Below are 15,701 nucleotides of genomic sequence, written 5' to 3' on the forward strand. Positions count from 1 at the left end.
TCGAGATCGTGATGCCACGTGCCTTTTCTTCCGGCGCGGCGTCGATCGCGGAGTAATCCTTGAACTCGCCACCGAAGCGCTCGGCGCCGATCTTGGTCAGTGCGGCGGTCAGCGTGGTCTTGCCGTGGTCGACGTGACCGATGGTGCCGACGTTGACGTGCGGCTTGGTGCGCTCGAACTTACCCTTGGCCATGGCTGCTTATCTCGAATCGTCTGAAGTGTGGTGCACTAGATGGTGCTCACGAAAGGAATCGAACCTTCGACCTCCTCCTTACCAAGGAGGTGCTCTACCGACTGAGCTACGTGAGCGAGTTTTGTATTATGGCACGAATTTGAATATATTCAAACTCATTCAATGGAGCGGGAGACGGGGATCGAACCCGCACCATCAGCTTGGAAGGCTGAGGTTCTACCATTGAACTACTCCCGCATCGGAAGCTCTTGCCACAACATGAAACTGGTGGAGGGAGGTGGATTCGAACCACCGAAGGCGTAAGCCAGCAGATTTACAGTCTGCCCCCGTTGGCCGCTTGGGTATCCCTCCTTACCACCCTGTCCCGTTGCGCCGAAGCGTTTTCGGTGTGGGGTGGAAGAGCCGTGAATTTTGGGGGTGAACGAGGGTTCTGTCAACAACCTTTTTGAATTTTTTCACACGAATTTCGAATTGCCCTGCGATTGCAGGCTATTGGCCTGGCAGCGGCAGTGGTTCGTCGGCAAAGATCGCCACGTGCGGCACGCCGTCGGCGCCGATCCAGCCCCGGTACATGCCCTGCGTATTGAACGGCGTCGCGGCACGACCGTCGGCCGAGAGCACGATCGCGCCACCATCGCCGCCGAGCGCGGGAATGCGCTCATTGATCACCGCGCGCCCTGCCTCGTCCGGGCCCTGCTTGAGGTACTGCATGCGCGCACAGATGTCGTGGGCCGCCGCCGTACGGATGTAGAACTCGCCCCAGCCCGTACCCGACACCGCGCAGGTCGCGTTGGCGTATGTGCCGGCACCGATGATCGGCGAATCGCCGACCCGGCCATAGCGCTTGTTGGTCATGCCGCCGGTGGACGTGCCCGCCGCCAGACTGCCCTGGGCGTCCAGCGCCACGGCGCCGACGGTACCGAAGTGACGTGCGGTCTCCAGATCGGCATGCGCCTGGCCGGCCGCGTCCTCGCGGAGCGCCTTCTGCAGCTGCTGCCAGCGTTTTTCAGTGCGGAAGTACGACGGATCGACCAGTGCGATGTGCTGGGTGGCGGCGAAGGTCTCGGCGCCCTCGCCCACCATCATCACGTGGGGGGAATGCTGCATCACCGCGTTGGCCAGCAGGATCGGATTGCGTACCCGGTGCACGCCCGCGACGGCGCCGGCCTTGAGGGTGGCGCCGTCCATCAGCGAGGCGTCCAGCTCGTTGCGCCCGTCATGGGTGAACACGGCACCCTTGCCGGCGTTGAAGGTGGGGTCGTCCTCCAGCACCGTGATCGCGGCGGTGACCGCCTCCAGCGCCGGGCGACCCGCCGCGAGTGCCTGGTGTCCCTTCACAAGCGCCTGGCGCAGCGCCGTGCGCGCCGCCGCTTCCTCGGTGGGCGACAGATCCCCGCGCTCGACCCCTGCCCCACCGTGGATCACCAGGACAGGCTCGGCCGCCGATGCAAGCGGGCTCGACAGGCACAACGACAGCAGCAACGCGGTTCGGCGGGTCATGACAGGGTCTCCGGCAGGCAAGACCCCCATCATGGCGTCAGCGGGGCTGCAGTTCCAAGGCCCCGTCGCGGATATCGGCGGTGATCTGGAACGCCGGATCGTCGACCCGGAACCCGTCCAGGTGCAGACGGCTGGCACTGCCCACACCGGTGACGGGGATCGCGTGGAAGTCCAGCGGCTCGCCATCGCGCAGGCGGTCGGCGGTGTGGCGCGGCATGACCAGCCAGGCGTACCCGTCGTCGTTGCTGAACACACGGCCGCGACCATCGGCCTCGACGCACAGGGCGGTGTCTTCGTCCACGCCGATGCCGACCATGTCCGGCCGCCCGCTCTGCCGCGCGGCACGAGCGACGAAGACGATCAGGCGACCGAGCCGGTCACGCTTGCCGAAATGGGTGTCGGTGACCACGTTCGACAGGTACGGCATGGTCAGGAAATCGTTGTCCAGCGTCACCGCACTCCCCATCGGGTCCTGCAGCGCCCGGTCCGAAGTGATGCTGCCGCCATCCAGAGCGCCGTAGCTGTAGCCACCGAGAATGGCCAGGCCGGCACTGGTGCCGGCGATGGGACGGCCGGCGCGCACATGGGCGTTGAGGGCGTCATTGAGGGCGGTGCCCTTCCAGAAGCGGATGTAGCGCGACTGGTCGCCACCGGCGATGAAGATCGCATCGGCTGCGGCCACCACCTGCAGAACATTGGGGTCATCGGCGGCGCGGCGGCTGTCGAAGACCAGGGTCTGGACGGTGCTGACACCGCCGATGTCGCGGTAGAGGCGCTCCTGGAGCTCATCGCCGCCCGACGCGCGCAGGATCACCACCCGACCGTGGCCGGCGCGCTCCAGCCACCACGCGAAGGCGGCCGGCACCCACTCGCCGCCGCCCATGAGCATCATCGCCGGCTCGGTCCGGTCGGCCCGCGGCGCGTCCAGGTCACCGATCTCGTAGTAGCGGTAGCCCGGCTCCTGCAGGCTGCGTGACGACTGGCCCTGGGCCGGCAGCGCCAGGACAGCCAGCAGCAGCCAGAGGAGCGGTCTGAAACGGCGGAAAGCCTTGTGCACGTTGATCTCCCTGAACAGATCGGGGGTGTAAGCGCTTTCACTCTTTGCCAGAGAACATGGCAGTGGTCAACCCCATGAAAAAGGCGTTAAATGCGCGCCGTCCATTCGCGAAATGTGAATGGGGGACAGGCCTCCCTCGAGGCCGACACTTTCTTCTCGAGAATTCTCATGCGTAAACAGGCGATGGCGTGGTCGATCCAGCTGGCGTTGATGGGTGTGGCCGCGACTGCGGCGGCCCAGTCGGCCGCCCCCGGAGTGCAGCAACTGGACACGGTGCAGGTCACCGGCTCGCGCATTCCGCGCGCGCAGGTGGAAGGACCCGCACCGGTCACGGTGATCACCGCCGAGCAGATCCAGGCCAGCGGCTTCACCAGCGTGCCGGACGTGCTCCGTTCCATGACCCAGAACGGCGGTGAGACCCAGAGCCAGCAGTCCTCCAGCGGCGCGGACTTTTCGCCCGGCGCGCAGCAGGTCGATCTGCGCGGCCTCGGCCCCAACCACACCCTGGTGCTGGTCAACGGCCGCCGCATCGCCGACTTCCCGATGCCCTTCCAGGGCCGCAGCAACTTCACCGACGTCTCCAACATTCCGATCGGGATGATCGAGCGGATCGAAGTACTGACCGGCAGCGCCTCGGCGATCTACGGGTCGGACGCGATCGCCGGCGTGGTCAACTTCATCCTCAAGAAGCGGGTGGATGGCACCACGGTGGACGTGCGCATGGGCACGACCAGCGAAGGCGGCGGCGAGTCGTTCGACATGAGCATTGCCAGCGGCTTCGACGCCGGTCGCTTCAGCGCGGTGTACAGCCTGGAACTGCAGTCGCAGACACCGCTGTGGGCCTATGAGCGCGAGCAGCAGGACTCCACCCTGGACGCGCCGACCGACAGCGCCCGCGCCGCGCGCCGTGCCTACCTGCGCACCGACTGGAACGACGACTACCTGGACCCGGGCCAGGCCACCTGCGATGCACTGGCCGGCCAGAACAACGGCAGCACCCACTACGCCGAACGCGCGCGCTACGGCTTCTACTGCGGCAGCGACCGCTCGATCGGCTACGGCACGATCCTGAGCAAGCGTCGCGGCGCCAATGGCTACGCGTCGCTGAACTACGCCTTCGACAATGGCGCCAGCTGGTTTGCCGACGTGCAGATGGGCTACCACGACATCGCGCTGATGCGCGATGTGACCCAGTGGGGCCGCATGGCCGCCGACGGCAATGAGGACGGCTACTTCTACAACCAGGCCACCGACCAGGTCGAGTTCTGGCAGCGCCAGTTCTCGCCCGAAGAAATGGGCGGGCTGCGCAACGGCATGATCCGCAGCACGCAGAAGACCTTCAGCGTCACCACCGGCTTCAAAGGCAGCCTGAACGGGGCGTGGGACTACGAGGCCTCGTTGAGCCATTCGCAGTACCAGTCGTCGATCCGCTGGCCGCAGATCGTTGCGGCCAAGGCCAACGCGCTGTTCCTTGGCGAGCAGCTCGGCGAGTACACCGACGATGACGACAACGTCTTTCCGATCTTCAACGCCGACCCGGCACGTCTTTACCGCCCGCTGAGCCGCGCCGAATACGATTCGATTGCCGCGCGCACGACCTATACGCCGAAGTCGCGCACCGACACCGCCGCCCTGACGCTGACCAACGGCGAACTGTTCGAGCTGCCGGGCGGCAAGGCCGGTTTTGCGGCCACCGCGGAGTTCGGCAACCAGTCCTACGCCCTCAACCCCGATCCGCTGGCCACGCAGTACTACTACTACAGCTGGAAGGACTCCGACGGCCACGGCAGCCGCAACCGCTGGGCCACCGCTGCCGAACTGCGCCTGCCGCTGCACGACACGCTCAATGTGAGCGTGGCCGGTCGCTACGACCAGTACCGCTACTCGGGCAACAGCATCGGCAAGGCGACCTGGAGTGGCGGCATCGAGTGGCGCCCGATCGATACGCTGCTGGTGCGCGGCTCCTACGGCACGGCGTTCCGCGCGCCGGACCTGCACTACGTGTATGCCGGGCCGGGCAACGACGAGACCAGCAACAACGACTACTACACCTGCCAGCTGGACCAGGCCGACGACTGCTCGGACTACGAGGAAGACCTGATCCGCACGCGCGAGGGCAATCGCAGGCTCGACCCGGAAACCAGCACGTCGTGGAGTGCCGGCTTCGTGTGGTCGCCGGCCATCGGGCTGGATCTGTCGGTGGACTGGTTTGACATCGATATGCGCGACCAGGTGCAGGACATGGACGTGGGCACCATCCTGCGCGACGAGGCGGCCTGCCGTCTGGGCGGCGCGGACCCGACCTCGCCGACCTGCGTGGATGCGATCGCTCGGGTCACCCGCACCAGCGACGGCCGCCTGTACGGCGTGCACGTCAACCCGATCAACATCGCACGCGAAACCACCCGCGGTATCGATGTGGGCCTGCGCTACCGCCTGCCGACGTCCATCGGCGACTTCACCCTCAGTGGCAACCACACCTGGGTGAAGACGCACGATTTCCAGCAGTTCGACGGCGACGTGGTCGAAGACCAGTTCGCGGTCAACAGCGGCTTCGACATCCCGCGCACCAAGACCAGCGCCAGCATCACCTGGGAAAAGGACGCCTGGTCGGCCACCGTGTACGGCTCGCGCCTGGGCAGGCTGCCCACCTACGACAGCTACGATCAGAGCTTCGATCCGGACAGCGGCGACAGCCCGTGGATCGGCGCGACCTACCGCTACAACGTGTCGGTGCAGTACCGCTTCGACGACCACGCACGCCTGTCGCTGTCGGTGGTCAACGTGGGCAACAAGATGCCGCCCAAGGACGCGACCTACACCCCGTACCCGTATTACGACGTGTCCTGGTTCGACACCGTCGGCCGCACGATCAACCTGCAGTACACCCACAAGTTCGGCGGTACGCCGCTGTAAGGCGCCTGCCAGGGGACGCAGCAGGAAGGACGGAGGCACTGCCTCCGTCCTTTTTTTTGGGGGCGCTGGCCCCGAGTGGAGAACGTGCGCGGGTTTTCCACATGACACGTGGAGAGCCGTGGGGGTTTGCTGTGGACAAGCCGGTGCGAGCGTTGCGCCGCGGGCGTTTCCGCGGGTGGTCAATTATTGTCCAGCGCTGGCGCGACGTGATCGCCGTCCGGTCGAACACGTTTTCCACACGCGGCGTGGAAAGCCGTGGGAGTTTGTTGTGGACAACCCTGTGTGAGCGTTGCAGCGCAGCGGTTCTGGAGGGTGATCAATTATTGTCCAGGCCGGGCTCCGTGCCGACCAGCGGCCGGCGCCCGCCGGTTTGCCACGTCCAGCGCATCACCGAACGGGGTTCTCCACATGGCACGTGGAAAGCCGTGGGGGTTTGCTGTGGACAAGCTGGTGCGAGCGTTGCGCCGCAGGCGTTTCCACGGATGGTCAATTATTGTCCAGCACAGAAAGCGTGCCGGCCAATGGTCGGCACCTGCTGCTCCGGCACCACCTGCAAACGCAAACGCCCCGCACAAGGCGGGGCGTTTGCGGGCGTACAACGCAGATGCGATCAGACGTTGAAGCGGAAGTGCAGGATGTCGCCTTCCTGGACGCGGTATTCCTTGCCTTCCAGACGCAGGCGGCCGGCTTCCTTCGCACCGGCCTCGCCCTTGTACTTGATGAAGTCGTCATACGCGATGGTTTCGGCGCGGATGAAGCCCTTCTCGAAGTCGGTGTGGATGACGGCGGCCGCCTGCGGTGCGGTGGCGCCCTTGCGCACGGTCCACGCGCGGACTTCCTTCACGCCTGCGGTGAAATAGGTCTGCAGGCCGAGCAGGTTGTAGGCGGCGTTGATGACGCGGTTCAAGCCCGGCTCGGACAGGCCCAGGTCGGCCAGGAAGGTGTCGCGGTCGTCGTCGTCGAGCTGGGACAGCTCTTCTTCGATGGCGGCCGAGACCGGCACCACCTGTGCGCCTTCTTCGGCAGCGCGGGCGCGCACGGCGTCCAGGTGCGGGTTGTTCTCGAAGCCGTCTTCCAGCACGTTGGCGATGTACATCACCGGCTTGAGGGTGAGCAGGAACAGGTCGCGGACCAGCGCCTTCTCTTCCTCGTCCAGGCCGGCAGTGCGGCCGGCCTTGCCGTCGGACAGCGCGGCCTGCAGCTTGGCCAGCACCGGCTTGCGGGCAGCCGCGTCCTTGTCGCCGCCCTTGGCCGCGCGCTCGGCACGGTTCAACGCCTTCTCGACGCTGTCCAGATCGGCCAGGGCCAGCTCGGTGTCGATGGTGTCGATGTCCGAGATCGGGTCGACCTTGTTGTTGACGTGGATGACGTCGGCGTTCTCGAAGCAGCGCACGACGTGGGTGATCGCATCCACTTCGCGGATGTGGGCCAGGAACTTGTTGCCCAGGCCTTCACCACTGGCGGCACCGGCGACCAGGCCGGCGATGTCGACGAACTCCACGGCGGTCGGGATGACCTTCTGCGGGTTGATGATCGCCGCCAGTTCGTTCAGGCGCGGATCGGGCACCGGCACGATGCCGACGTTCGGTTCGATCGTGCAGAACGGGAAGTTGGCCGCCGCGATGCCCGCCTTGGTCAGCGCATTGAACAGGGTCGATTTGCCGACGTTGGGCAGACCGACGATGCCGCATTTGATACCCATCTTTGACAACCTCTGGGGTGAAAGTGATTGGTAAAAGGGCGCGCTGCCGGGCACCGTTTTACCGATCATTTTCCGTACCGACCAACGGTCGGTACCTACCGGATTGCTGCGTGCCTACCGGGCGATCATTTCGGGGTATGCAGGCGTTTCATGGCCTCGCTGTAGTCGCCCTTTACGGCCAGCGGCAGCACGTCGATGGCGTCGTTGATGGCATGGCCGATCAACACGTCGTCATCCTTGCCGGCGCGGCCGAGCACCCACGGAACCACGCGGTCCTTGTGACCGGGATGGCCGATGCCGATACGCAGGCGGTGGAATCTGCCATGCCCCAGCAGACGGATGGTGTCGCGCAGTCCGTTCTGGCCGCCGTGACCGCCATCGAACTTGAGCCGTGCCACGCCGGGCGGGAGGTCCAGCTCATCGTGCGCCAGCAGGGTTTCTTCGGGCTCGATCTTCCAGAAGCGCTGCGCGGCGGTAACCGACTTGCCGCTGAGGTTCATGAAGGTGGCGGGCTTGAGCAGCCACACCGGTTGCCCGGCGATGTCGACCTTGGCGGTCTCGCCGAACAGCTTGCTGTCCACGCTCCAGCGCGCGCCGGCCTGTTCGACCAGGGCGTCAATGAAACGAAACCCGGCGTTGTGCCGGGTCTGGGCGTGCTCGGGTCCGGGGTTGCCCAGACCAACGATCAATCGCAATCCTGTCATCACTCTTCTTCGTCGGTACCGACCCTGTGCCGGCACATACAGAAACGGCGCCTGCCCCGAAGGACAGGCGCCGCAACCACTTACTCTGCGGCCGGCGCTTCGTCGGCAACGTCTTCCTTGCCGTGCTTGGCGGTGACGATCGCGTCGTCGTGGTCCTTGCCCTGGGCCAGGGCCGGGATCTCGACGCCCTTCGGCAGCTTGATGTCCGACAGGTAGATCACGTCACCGGCCTTCAGGTCGGCCAGGTCGACGTCGATCGATTCCGGCAGGTCCTTCGGCAGGCAGGAGATGGTCACTTCCTTCAGTTCGTGGGTGACCACGACGTCGGCAGCCTTGCCAGCCGGCGAGGTGTCTTCGTTGATGAAGTGCAGCGGGACGTTGGCGGTCAGGGCCTCGTTCTCGTTCACGCGCAGGAAATCCAGGTGGATGATCAGCTGCTTGAACGGGTGGCGCTGCATGTCACGCAGCAGCACCTTGGTGACCTGGCCGTCCAGGTTCAGGTCCAGGATCGAGGAGTAGAACCACTCGTTCTGCTGGGCCAGCCAGATCTGGTTGTGGTCCAGGTTGATGTTGATCGGAGCGGCGCCGCCGCCGTACACAACGGCCGGGATCACGCCGGCGTGACGCAGGCGGCGGCTCGCACCCTTGCCCTGCACGTCACGAGCGGTGACCTTGATTTCATGAGTCTTCGACATGTTTGCACTACCAGTAGTTGCCTTGCCCGAAGGCGTGGCGGTTGAAGGTACGTCCGCGACCAGACGTACCCAGGACCCGACTGCCGTTGCCGGCAGCCGGAGATTTCATTGCGACAGCATCAATCCACGTACAGCGAGCTGACGGACTCGCCGAAGGCGATGCGGCGCATCGTTTCGGCCAGCATCTCCGCCACGCTGAGCTGACGGATCTTGCTGCACACCCGCGCCGCTTCATTGAGCGGAATGGTGTCGGTCACCACCAGCTCATCGAGCTGGGAGTTGTTGATGTTGTCCACCGCCGGGCCCGAAAGCACGGCGTGGGTGCAGTACGCGGCGACCTTGAGGGCGCCGCGCGCCTTCAGGGCAGCAGCGGCCGCACACAGGGTGCCGGCGGTATCGACGATGTCATCGACCATCACGCAGGTCTTGCCTTCGACGTCACCGATGATGTTCATCACGGTGGAGACGTTGGCGCGCGGACGGCGCTTGTCGATGATCGCCAGGTCGGCATCGTCCAGGCGCTTGGCGACGGCGCGCGCACGCACCACACCGCCCACGTCCGGGGACACCACGATCAGGTTTTCAGTGCCGTAGGCACGCCAGATATCGGCGAGCAGCAGCGGCGAGGCATACACGTTGTCGACCGGCATGTCGAAGAAACCCTGGATCTGGTCGGCATGCAGGTCCACCGTCAGGACCCGGTCGGCCCCCACGGCGCTGAACATCTTGGCGGCGACCTTGGCCGTGATCGGCACGCGCGAGGAGCGCATGCGGCGATCCTGGCGCGAGTAGCCGAAGTACGGCACCACCGCGGTGACGCTGTTGACCGAGGCGCGCTTGAGCGCATCGATCAGGACCAGCAGCTCCATCAGGTTCTCGGCGCTGGGGGCACAGGTCGGCTGGATCACGAAGACGTCCTGCTTGCGGACGTTCTCTTCGATTTCCACCTGCACTTCACCATCGGAGAAGCGCGAGACCAGTGCCTTGCCCGGTCGCACCCCCAGTTCCTTGCAGATGCTCTGCGCAAGGCGCTTGTTGGCGTTGCCGGAAAATACCAGCAGGTTGGGGGATTCTTGCATCATGGGACGGTCTCGGGCGGGAGCGATTGGCGGAGAACTCTGCCGCAGGCACCCGGAGGCGTCGGCGGTGACGACACTGCGGAGGTTCGACCGCGCCCGCGCAGATCGCGTGCGCAAGGGTTCGCGGCAAAACATCCGCAAGTGGCAGGGGCGGGAGGATTCGAACCTCCGAATGCCAGGATCAAAACCTGGTGCCTTGGGCCTCTTGGCGACGCCCCTGCATCAAAAATCAATAACGCTCGAGTACATCAAGCAGTGGCGAGCGCTCCACGCCCGCAGCCACCCATGCCCGCAGTCCTTCCGGCAACTCCGCCAACGCCTGCTCGGCGGCAGCGCGCGTGGTGAACTCGACGAAACAACCGCTTCCCGACCCGGTGAGTCGTGCCCGGCCGATACTGCTCAACGCCACCAGCGCCGCCTCTACGGCAGGCTCGTGACGGCGCAGGACCGGCTCGAACGCATTCCCGAGCAAAGACCCGGAAGCGAAGTCCTCTATTTTCGCCACTGGGGCATCGCGCGTCAAATCGGGTGATGCAAAAAGCGCAGCCGTCGGGACGTGAACGCCCGGATCGGCAAGCACATACCAGGCCGGCGGCAGGTCCATCGGGGTCAACTGCTCCCCCACTCCCTCCGCCCAGGCATTGTGGCCGCGCACAAACACCGGCACATCCGCACCAAGCTGCAGGCCCAGCGCGGCCAGCGCATCCACGTCCAGACCCGCCCTCCACAAGCGGTTCAGGGCCACCAGCACGGTGGCCGCGTCGGACGAACCGCCGCCGAAGCCACCGCCTGCCGGAATGCGCTTTTCGATGCCGATATCCGCACCTTGAGAGCTGTTGGTCGCACGTTTGAGCAACAACGCCGCGCGCACGGCAAGGTCGTCAGTCTCGGCCACACCCGCCACCGATGGCCCGTCACGACGCACCTGGCCATCCTCGCGTACCCGCAGGCGGAGCCGGTCGCCCCAGTCGAGCAGGCGGAACACGGTCTGCAGTTGGTGATAACCGTCAGCACGACGACCGGTGATGTGCAGGAACAGGTTCAGCTTGGCCGGGGCCGGCCAGTGCGACCAGCCTGCGTTCAGGTCCGGCGCGCTCATGGGGTGCCGACCACCCAGCTGTCGACCACCAGGCGCACTTTGGCGTCGCCGTTGACCGCTTCGATGCGCCGCGGCAGCACCGGGCGATCGCCCTCGGCCGGGTACCAGTCCAGGTACTGGATCTGCCAGCCCATCTGCTGCACGCGACGCGGGCGGCCGTCGCCATCGCGCTCGACCTGCTCGGCCGGGCCCGCCGCGTCGGCCACCAGGCCACGCACCCAGTCGGGCAGCTGGTTGACCGGAATGTCCCAGCCCGTCGCCTCCAGCAGCACCTGCTGGGCGTCGTCACCCTGGCGCGGTCCGCCGTCCAGCCCTTCCAGCCGCCCGCCGGCGTGCCGGGTATCGCCGGTCAGTTTCCAGCTCTGGCGGGTCACCGGCGCGCTCAGCTCGACCACGTACTGGCGGGCCTGCTGCTGCCAGTCGATGCGGCCATTGCCGCCGTTGCGGCCCTTGTTGATGGCTACCCGCCCTTGGAACGCCCACTGCGGCTGCGCCCGGACAGCGGCGACGCGATCGCTTTCTGCCTGCTGCGCTTCGACCGACACCGTGGTCACCACCGCCGGCGCCGACGGGGCCTTGCGCTCGTCCAGCGACACGCACGCCGACAGCGAGAGGGCCGCGACAAGGGCCGCGGCAGATTTCAGGAACTGCAGGTTCATACGCCGTATTTCTCGATCACGCGCTGCAGGGCGCGGTTGTCAGGGTCCAGCTTGCGGGCTTCGTCGAAGAACTGGCGGGCCTCGTCCTTGCGGCCGAGCACCCACAGCACTTCGCCGACATGGGCGGCGATCTCGGCATCCTTGGCCAGGCTCCAGGCGCGGCGCAGCTGCACCAGCGCCTGCTCGTTGCGCCCCAGGCGGTAGAGCACCCAGCCGTAGCTGTCGACGATGGCGGCGTTGTCCGGCTCGGCCACGCGGGCGCGGTCGATCAGTTCCAAGGCCTCCTGGTAGCGCTGGGTGCGATCGGCCAGGGTGTAGCCCAGCGCATTGAGCGCGGCCACGTTTTCCGGATCGGTCACCAGCACCTTGCGCAGGTCGGCCTCGGCGCGCGCGATGTCGTCGCGGCGCTCCCAGGCCAGCGCGCGGGCATACAGCAAGGCGTTCTCGTCGGGATAGGCGGCCAGGCCGCGGCCGAGTGCATCCAGTTCGCCGGCATCGTCGTTGCCGCGCTGGCGCAGCTCCGCTTCGAGCAGGTAGGCGTCGCGACGCGCTTCGTCATCGACGGTCGCGTCGGACTGGATCGCATGTACTTCAGCCAGCGCCTTGTCGGTGCGGCCCAGTTCGTACTGGGCGTTGGCGGCGCGCAGGCGGGCTTCGTCGCGTTCCGGACCACCAGGCACACCGTGGTACCACTCCACCGCTTCGGCCGGACGCTTGAGGTACTCGGCAATCTTGCCGAGCAGCAGGCGCTGGGCCGGATCGGGCTTGGTCGCCTTGCCGGAAAGTTCGGTGTAAAGCGCCAGCAGCGCTGCGGTGTCGTTCTGCTTGGCCAGCAGCGAGGCGCGCATGCCGTAGGTCTGCACGTCCTGCGGGCCGACCGACAGCACGCGCTCGGCGGCCCTGGATTCGCCCATCGCGTCGTAGGTGATCGCCACCGCGTTGCGCAGTTCCGGGTCCTGTGTGGTCCTGGGCTCCACGCCGCGCAACAGCGCCAGCGCCTCGTCGGTCTTGCCGGACTGGCTCAACTGGCTGGCATGCAGCAGGGCCACGCGCGGCTCATCAGGGAAGCGGCGGACCACTTCATCGACCATGCGTCGGGCCAATTCGGGCTTGTCCATGCGCAGCGCCAGGCGACCAAACTCCTGCCAGGCCTCCAGGGTGTCGGGGATCGCGTTGGCGTCCACCAGCCCGTCCAGCACCTGGGCCGGCACGGCCGGATCGCGGCCGCCCCCCACCAGGGCGGCGATGGCGAACTTCCAGCCCTGCGGATCCGGATCGCGCAGTATCGCCACCAGTTCGGCCTGGGCGGTCTTCACCTGGTTCTGGCGCATGGCCAGGGCCGCAGCACTGCTGCGCATGGCCAGCGAGCGCGGCGCGCGCGCCTCCCACAGCTTCAGCGCCCGGGCGGCACGGACATCATCGTTGGCCAGCATGGCGATGCGCGTGGCGCGCTCGGCCAGCCCGGCGTCGTCACGGCCGGCCTCGGCTGCATCCAGATACCAGCGCGCGGCGTCCTCCAGTTTGCCGGCCTGGAGGGCGAATTCGCCGGCCAGGACCGGGGTCAGCGAGGCAGGCTCGGCGGCGCGGTCCCTGCCCGCCGGAACCGTGGCAGGACGGGCTGCCAGGGCATTGGCGGTGAACAAAGACAGCAGCAGAACGCTGGAGATGCGAATCAATGCGGGCATCGGGGGCATCTGAGCCTTAAAATGACGACTTGAATGGCCAGCAGCTTATCGCAAGCAACTGAACAATGACCCTGTGGGTGCTCGGACTGAACCACCAGACCGCGCCAGTGGAACTGCGCGAACGCGCGTCCTTTGGCGGCGATGCGCTGCCGCGGGCGCTCGCCTCGCTGCGTGACACCCCGCAGGTGGCCGAAGCGGTGCTGCTGTCCACCTGCAACCGCACCGAACTGTATGCCATCGCCGAGTCCGGACAGGCCCTGGCCGACTGGCTGGAGGCGCACGCCGGCCAGCTCCAGGGTTACCTGTACCAGCATGCCGACGCGGACGCCGTACGCCACCTGTTCCGGGTCGCGACCGGGTTGGACTCCATGGTGCTGGGCGAACCGCAGATCCTGGGCCAGGTGAAGGACGCCTGGGCCACCTCGCGCGATCACGGGCTGCTCGGCCAGCGCCTGGACCGCCTGTTCCAGCAGACCTTCTCGGTGGCCAAGCGGGCCCGTACCGATACCCGCGTCGGCGCCAATCCGGTGTCGGTGGCCTCCACGGCGGTGCGCCTGGCGCAGAACTCGTTCGCCCGGCTGGAAGATTCCACCGTGCTGCTGGTTGGCGCCGGCGAGACCATCGAGCTGGCGGCGCGGCATCTCAGCGAGGGGCGCGTGCGCCGGCTGCTGATCGCCAACCGCACCCTCGCCCACGCCCAGGACCTGGCCAGCCGCCACGGCGGCGTCGCCCTGCCCCTGACCGAGCTGGAGCGCCACCTCGGCGAGGCCGACGTGGTGTTTTCGGCCACCGCCGCGCGCGAGCCGGTGATCGCCAAGGCACATGTCGCCGCCGCGCTGCGGGCGCGCCGGCACAAGCCGATGCTGCTGTTCGACCTGGCCGTGCCGCGCGATATCGAATCGGGCGTGGGCGACCTCAGCGATGCCTTCCTGTACACCGTGGACGATCTTGAGCGGGCGGTCGAGGACAATCGCCGCAGCCGCCGCGAAGCCGCCGCCGAGGCCGAGGCGATCATCGACCTGCAGGTTGCCCGGTTCGTGGAGACCCTCCACGCCGGCGCGCACCAGGCGCCGCTGCTGCAGCTGCGCGCCTACGGCGATGCGACGCGGACGGAGATGCTGGAAAAAGCCCGACAGCAGCTGGCCAACGGCAAGCCGGCCGAGGACGTACTGGAACTGCTCGCGCACGGCTTGACCAACCGCCTGCTGCACCCGCCAACGGCCGCGCTGCGCGCGGCGGCGTTGAGCGGCGATACTGAACTGACCCGCGCCGCCGAGCGCCTGTTCCCGGCCAAGCCCGGCTACCAGCACCCTGTTGTGAGGAATGATGACGCCGACCCTGCGCCGTAAGCTGGAAGCGCTGGCCGAGCGCCGCGAAGAACTTGAACGCCTGCTTGCCGATCCGGGTGTGGTCGGCGACAACGAACGCTTCCGCGCGTTCTCGCGCGAGTTCTCGCAGCTGCAGCCGATCGCCACCGCACTGGCCGACGAAGCCCGGGCCAAGGCCGACCTGGCCGCCGCCGAGGCGATGCGCGCCGAGCCGGACCTGCGCGAGCTGGCCGAAGAGGAAATCACTGCGGCCCAGCAACGCCTGGAACAGCTTGACCAGGACCTGGCGCTGCTGCTGGTGCCGCGCGACCCGCGCGACGACGGCAACCTGTTCCTGGAAGTACGCGCCGGCACCGGCGGCGACGAGGCGGCGATCTTCGCCGGCGACCTGTTCCGGATGTACGCGCGTTATGCCGAGCGCCAGGGCTGGAAGGTGGAGGTCGAATCGGACAGCCCCGGCGAACATGGCGGCTACAAGGAAATCGTGGCCCGGGTGGTCGGTCGCGGTGCCTACTCGAAGCTGAAGTTCGAATCGGGCACGCACCGCGTGCAGCGCGTGCCGGCGACCGAATCGCAGGGACGCATCCACACCTCGGCGGCCACCGTGGCGATCATTCCCGAAGCCGACGATGTGGACGAAGTGACGATCAACCCGGCCGACCTGCGGGTGGATACGTTCCGCTCGTCCGGCGCCGGCGGCCAGCACGTCAACAAGACCGAATCGGCGATCCGCATCACCCACCTGCCGACCGGCGTGGTGGTGGAGTGCCAGACCGAGCGCAGCCAGCATGCCAACCGCGACAAGGCCATGAAGCGCCTGAAGGCGCAGCTGCTCGACGCCGAACGCAGCCGGCAGGCCGCCGCCACCGCCGAGAGCCGCCGCCTGCAGGTGGGCAGCGGCGACCGCAGCCAGCGCATCCGCACCTACAGCTTCCCGCAGGGCCGGATCACCGACCACCGCGTGGAAGGACTGACGCTGTACGACCTGCCCAACATCATTGCCGGCGAGCTCGATCCGCTGGTCGAACGGCTGATACACGAACATCAGGCCGACGAACTGGCGCAGCTGGCTGCCGGACCCTGA

13 protein-coding genes and 4 tRNA genes are annotated in these 15,701 nt (G+C 66.9%); 3 read left to right on the forward strand and 14 right to left on the reverse strand.

The features are described 5' to 3' along the window. From GDJ08_RS10850 to GDJ08_RS10875, 6 genes are all read right to left on the reverse strand, one after another. On the reverse strand, window positions 1–193 hold a 193-nt coding region (locus GDJ08_RS10850), incomplete at its 3' end, for a GTP-binding protein (RefSeq protein ID WP_229296507.1). A gap of 40 nt (window positions 194–233) precedes the next feature. After that, window positions 234–309, reverse strand: a tRNA-Thr gene (locus GDJ08_RS10855). A gap of 47 nt (window positions 310–356) precedes the next feature. Then, window positions 357–430 (reverse strand) — tRNA-Gly (locus GDJ08_RS10860). A 28-nt stretch (window positions 431–458) separates the two neighbouring features. Continuing rightward, a tRNA-Tyr gene (locus GDJ08_RS10865) sits at window positions 459–544 on the reverse strand. Window positions 545–682: 138 nt separating this feature from the next. Next, the gene (locus GDJ08_RS10870) at window positions 683–1,693 is read right to left on the reverse strand and encodes an isoaspartyl peptidase/L-asparaginase family protein (protein ID WP_153164875.1); all 1,011 of its coding nucleotides are present in this window, start codon (window positions 1,691–1,693) and stop codon (window positions 683–685) included. Window positions 1,694–1,730: 37 nt separating this feature from the next. Next, window positions 1,731–2,750, reverse strand: a complete 1,020-nt coding sequence (locus GDJ08_RS10875; protein WP_017356359.1) for a cyanophycinase — start codon at window positions 2,748–2,750, stop codon at window positions 1,731–1,733. 168 nt (window positions 2,751–2,918) lie between these two features. On the opposite strand from GDJ08_RS10875, the gene GDJ08_RS10880 reads away from it, so the two are divergent. Next, window positions 2,919–5,666: a TonB-dependent receptor plug domain-containing protein gene (locus GDJ08_RS10880; RefSeq protein ID WP_153164876.1), complete on the forward strand. Its 2,748-nt coding sequence runs from the start codon at window positions 2,919–2,921 to the stop codon at window positions 5,664–5,666. 610 nt (window positions 5,667–6,276) lie between these two features. On the opposite strand, the gene ychF is transcribed toward GDJ08_RS10880, so the two are convergent. From ychF to GDJ08_RS10920, 8 genes are all read right to left on the reverse strand, one after another. Beyond that, window positions 6,277–7,368, reverse strand: coding sequence for a redox-regulated ATPase YchF (gene ychF, locus GDJ08_RS10885; protein ID WP_017356357.1), 1,092 nt, complete (start codon window positions 7,366–7,368; stop codon window positions 6,277–6,279). A gap of 125 nt (window positions 7,369–7,493) precedes the next feature. Continuing rightward, window positions 7,494–8,072, reverse strand: a complete 579-nt coding sequence (pth, locus tag GDJ08_RS10890) for an aminoacyl-tRNA hydrolase (RefSeq protein ID WP_017356356.1) — start codon at window positions 8,070–8,072, stop codon at window positions 7,494–7,496. 80 nt (window positions 8,073–8,152) lie between these two features. Continuing rightward, window positions 8,153–8,767, reverse strand: a complete 615-nt coding sequence (locus GDJ08_RS10895) for a 50S ribosomal protein L25/general stress protein Ctc (RefSeq protein ID WP_017356355.1) — start codon at window positions 8,765–8,767, stop codon at window positions 8,153–8,155. A 119-nt stretch (window positions 8,768–8,886) separates the two neighbouring features. After that, window positions 8,887–9,846, reverse strand: coding sequence for a ribose-phosphate diphosphokinase (locus GDJ08_RS10900; RefSeq protein WP_026070818.1), 960 nt, complete (start codon window positions 9,844–9,846; stop codon window positions 8,887–8,889). A 142-nt stretch (window positions 9,847–9,988) separates the two neighbouring features. Continuing rightward, window positions 9,989–10,065: transfer RNA gene (locus tag GDJ08_RS10905), tRNA-Gln, on the reverse strand. Window positions 10,066–10,075: 10 nt separating this feature from the next. Beyond that, window positions 10,076–10,945 carry a 4-(cytidine 5'-diphospho)-2-C-methyl-D-erythritol kinase gene (gene ispE, locus GDJ08_RS10910; protein ID WP_017356353.1) on the reverse strand — a complete coding sequence of 290 codons (870 nt, stop codon included), beginning with the start codon at window positions 10,943–10,945 and terminating at the stop codon, window positions 10,076–10,078. Next, window positions 10,942–11,604, reverse strand: coding sequence for a lipoprotein insertase outer membrane protein LolB (gene lolB, locus GDJ08_RS10915; RefSeq protein WP_153164877.1), 663 nt, complete (start codon window positions 11,602–11,604; stop codon window positions 10,942–10,944). Before lolB ends, ispE begins: the two co-directional genes overlap by 4 nt. After that, on the reverse strand, window positions 11,601–13,289 hold the full coding sequence (locus GDJ08_RS10920; protein WP_206147340.1) for a tetratricopeptide repeat protein: 1,689 nt from the start codon (window positions 13,287–13,289) through the stop codon (window positions 11,601–11,603). The genes lolB and GDJ08_RS10920 overlap by 4 nt, the downstream gene beginning before the upstream one ends. Window positions 13,290–13,354: 65 nt before the next feature. On the opposite strand from GDJ08_RS10920, the gene hemA reads away from it, so the two are divergent. Continuing rightward, window positions 13,355–14,638, forward strand: a complete 1,284-nt coding sequence (gene hemA / locus GDJ08_RS10925) for a glutamyl-tRNA reductase (protein WP_017356350.1) — start codon at window positions 13,355–13,357, stop codon at window positions 14,636–14,638. Next, window positions 14,616–15,701 carry a peptide chain release factor 1 gene (prfA, locus tag GDJ08_RS10930; protein ID WP_017356349.1) on the forward strand — a complete coding sequence of 362 codons (1,086 nt, stop codon included), beginning with the start codon at window positions 14,616–14,618 and terminating at the stop codon, window positions 15,699–15,701. The genes hemA and prfA overlap by 23 nt, the downstream gene beginning before the upstream one ends.

It is taken from the genome of Stenotrophomonas nematodicola, assembly GCF_009467805.1.
Classification (GTDB): domain Bacteria; phylum Pseudomonadota; class Gammaproteobacteria; order Xanthomonadales; family Xanthomonadaceae; genus Stenotrophomonas; species Stenotrophomonas nematodicola.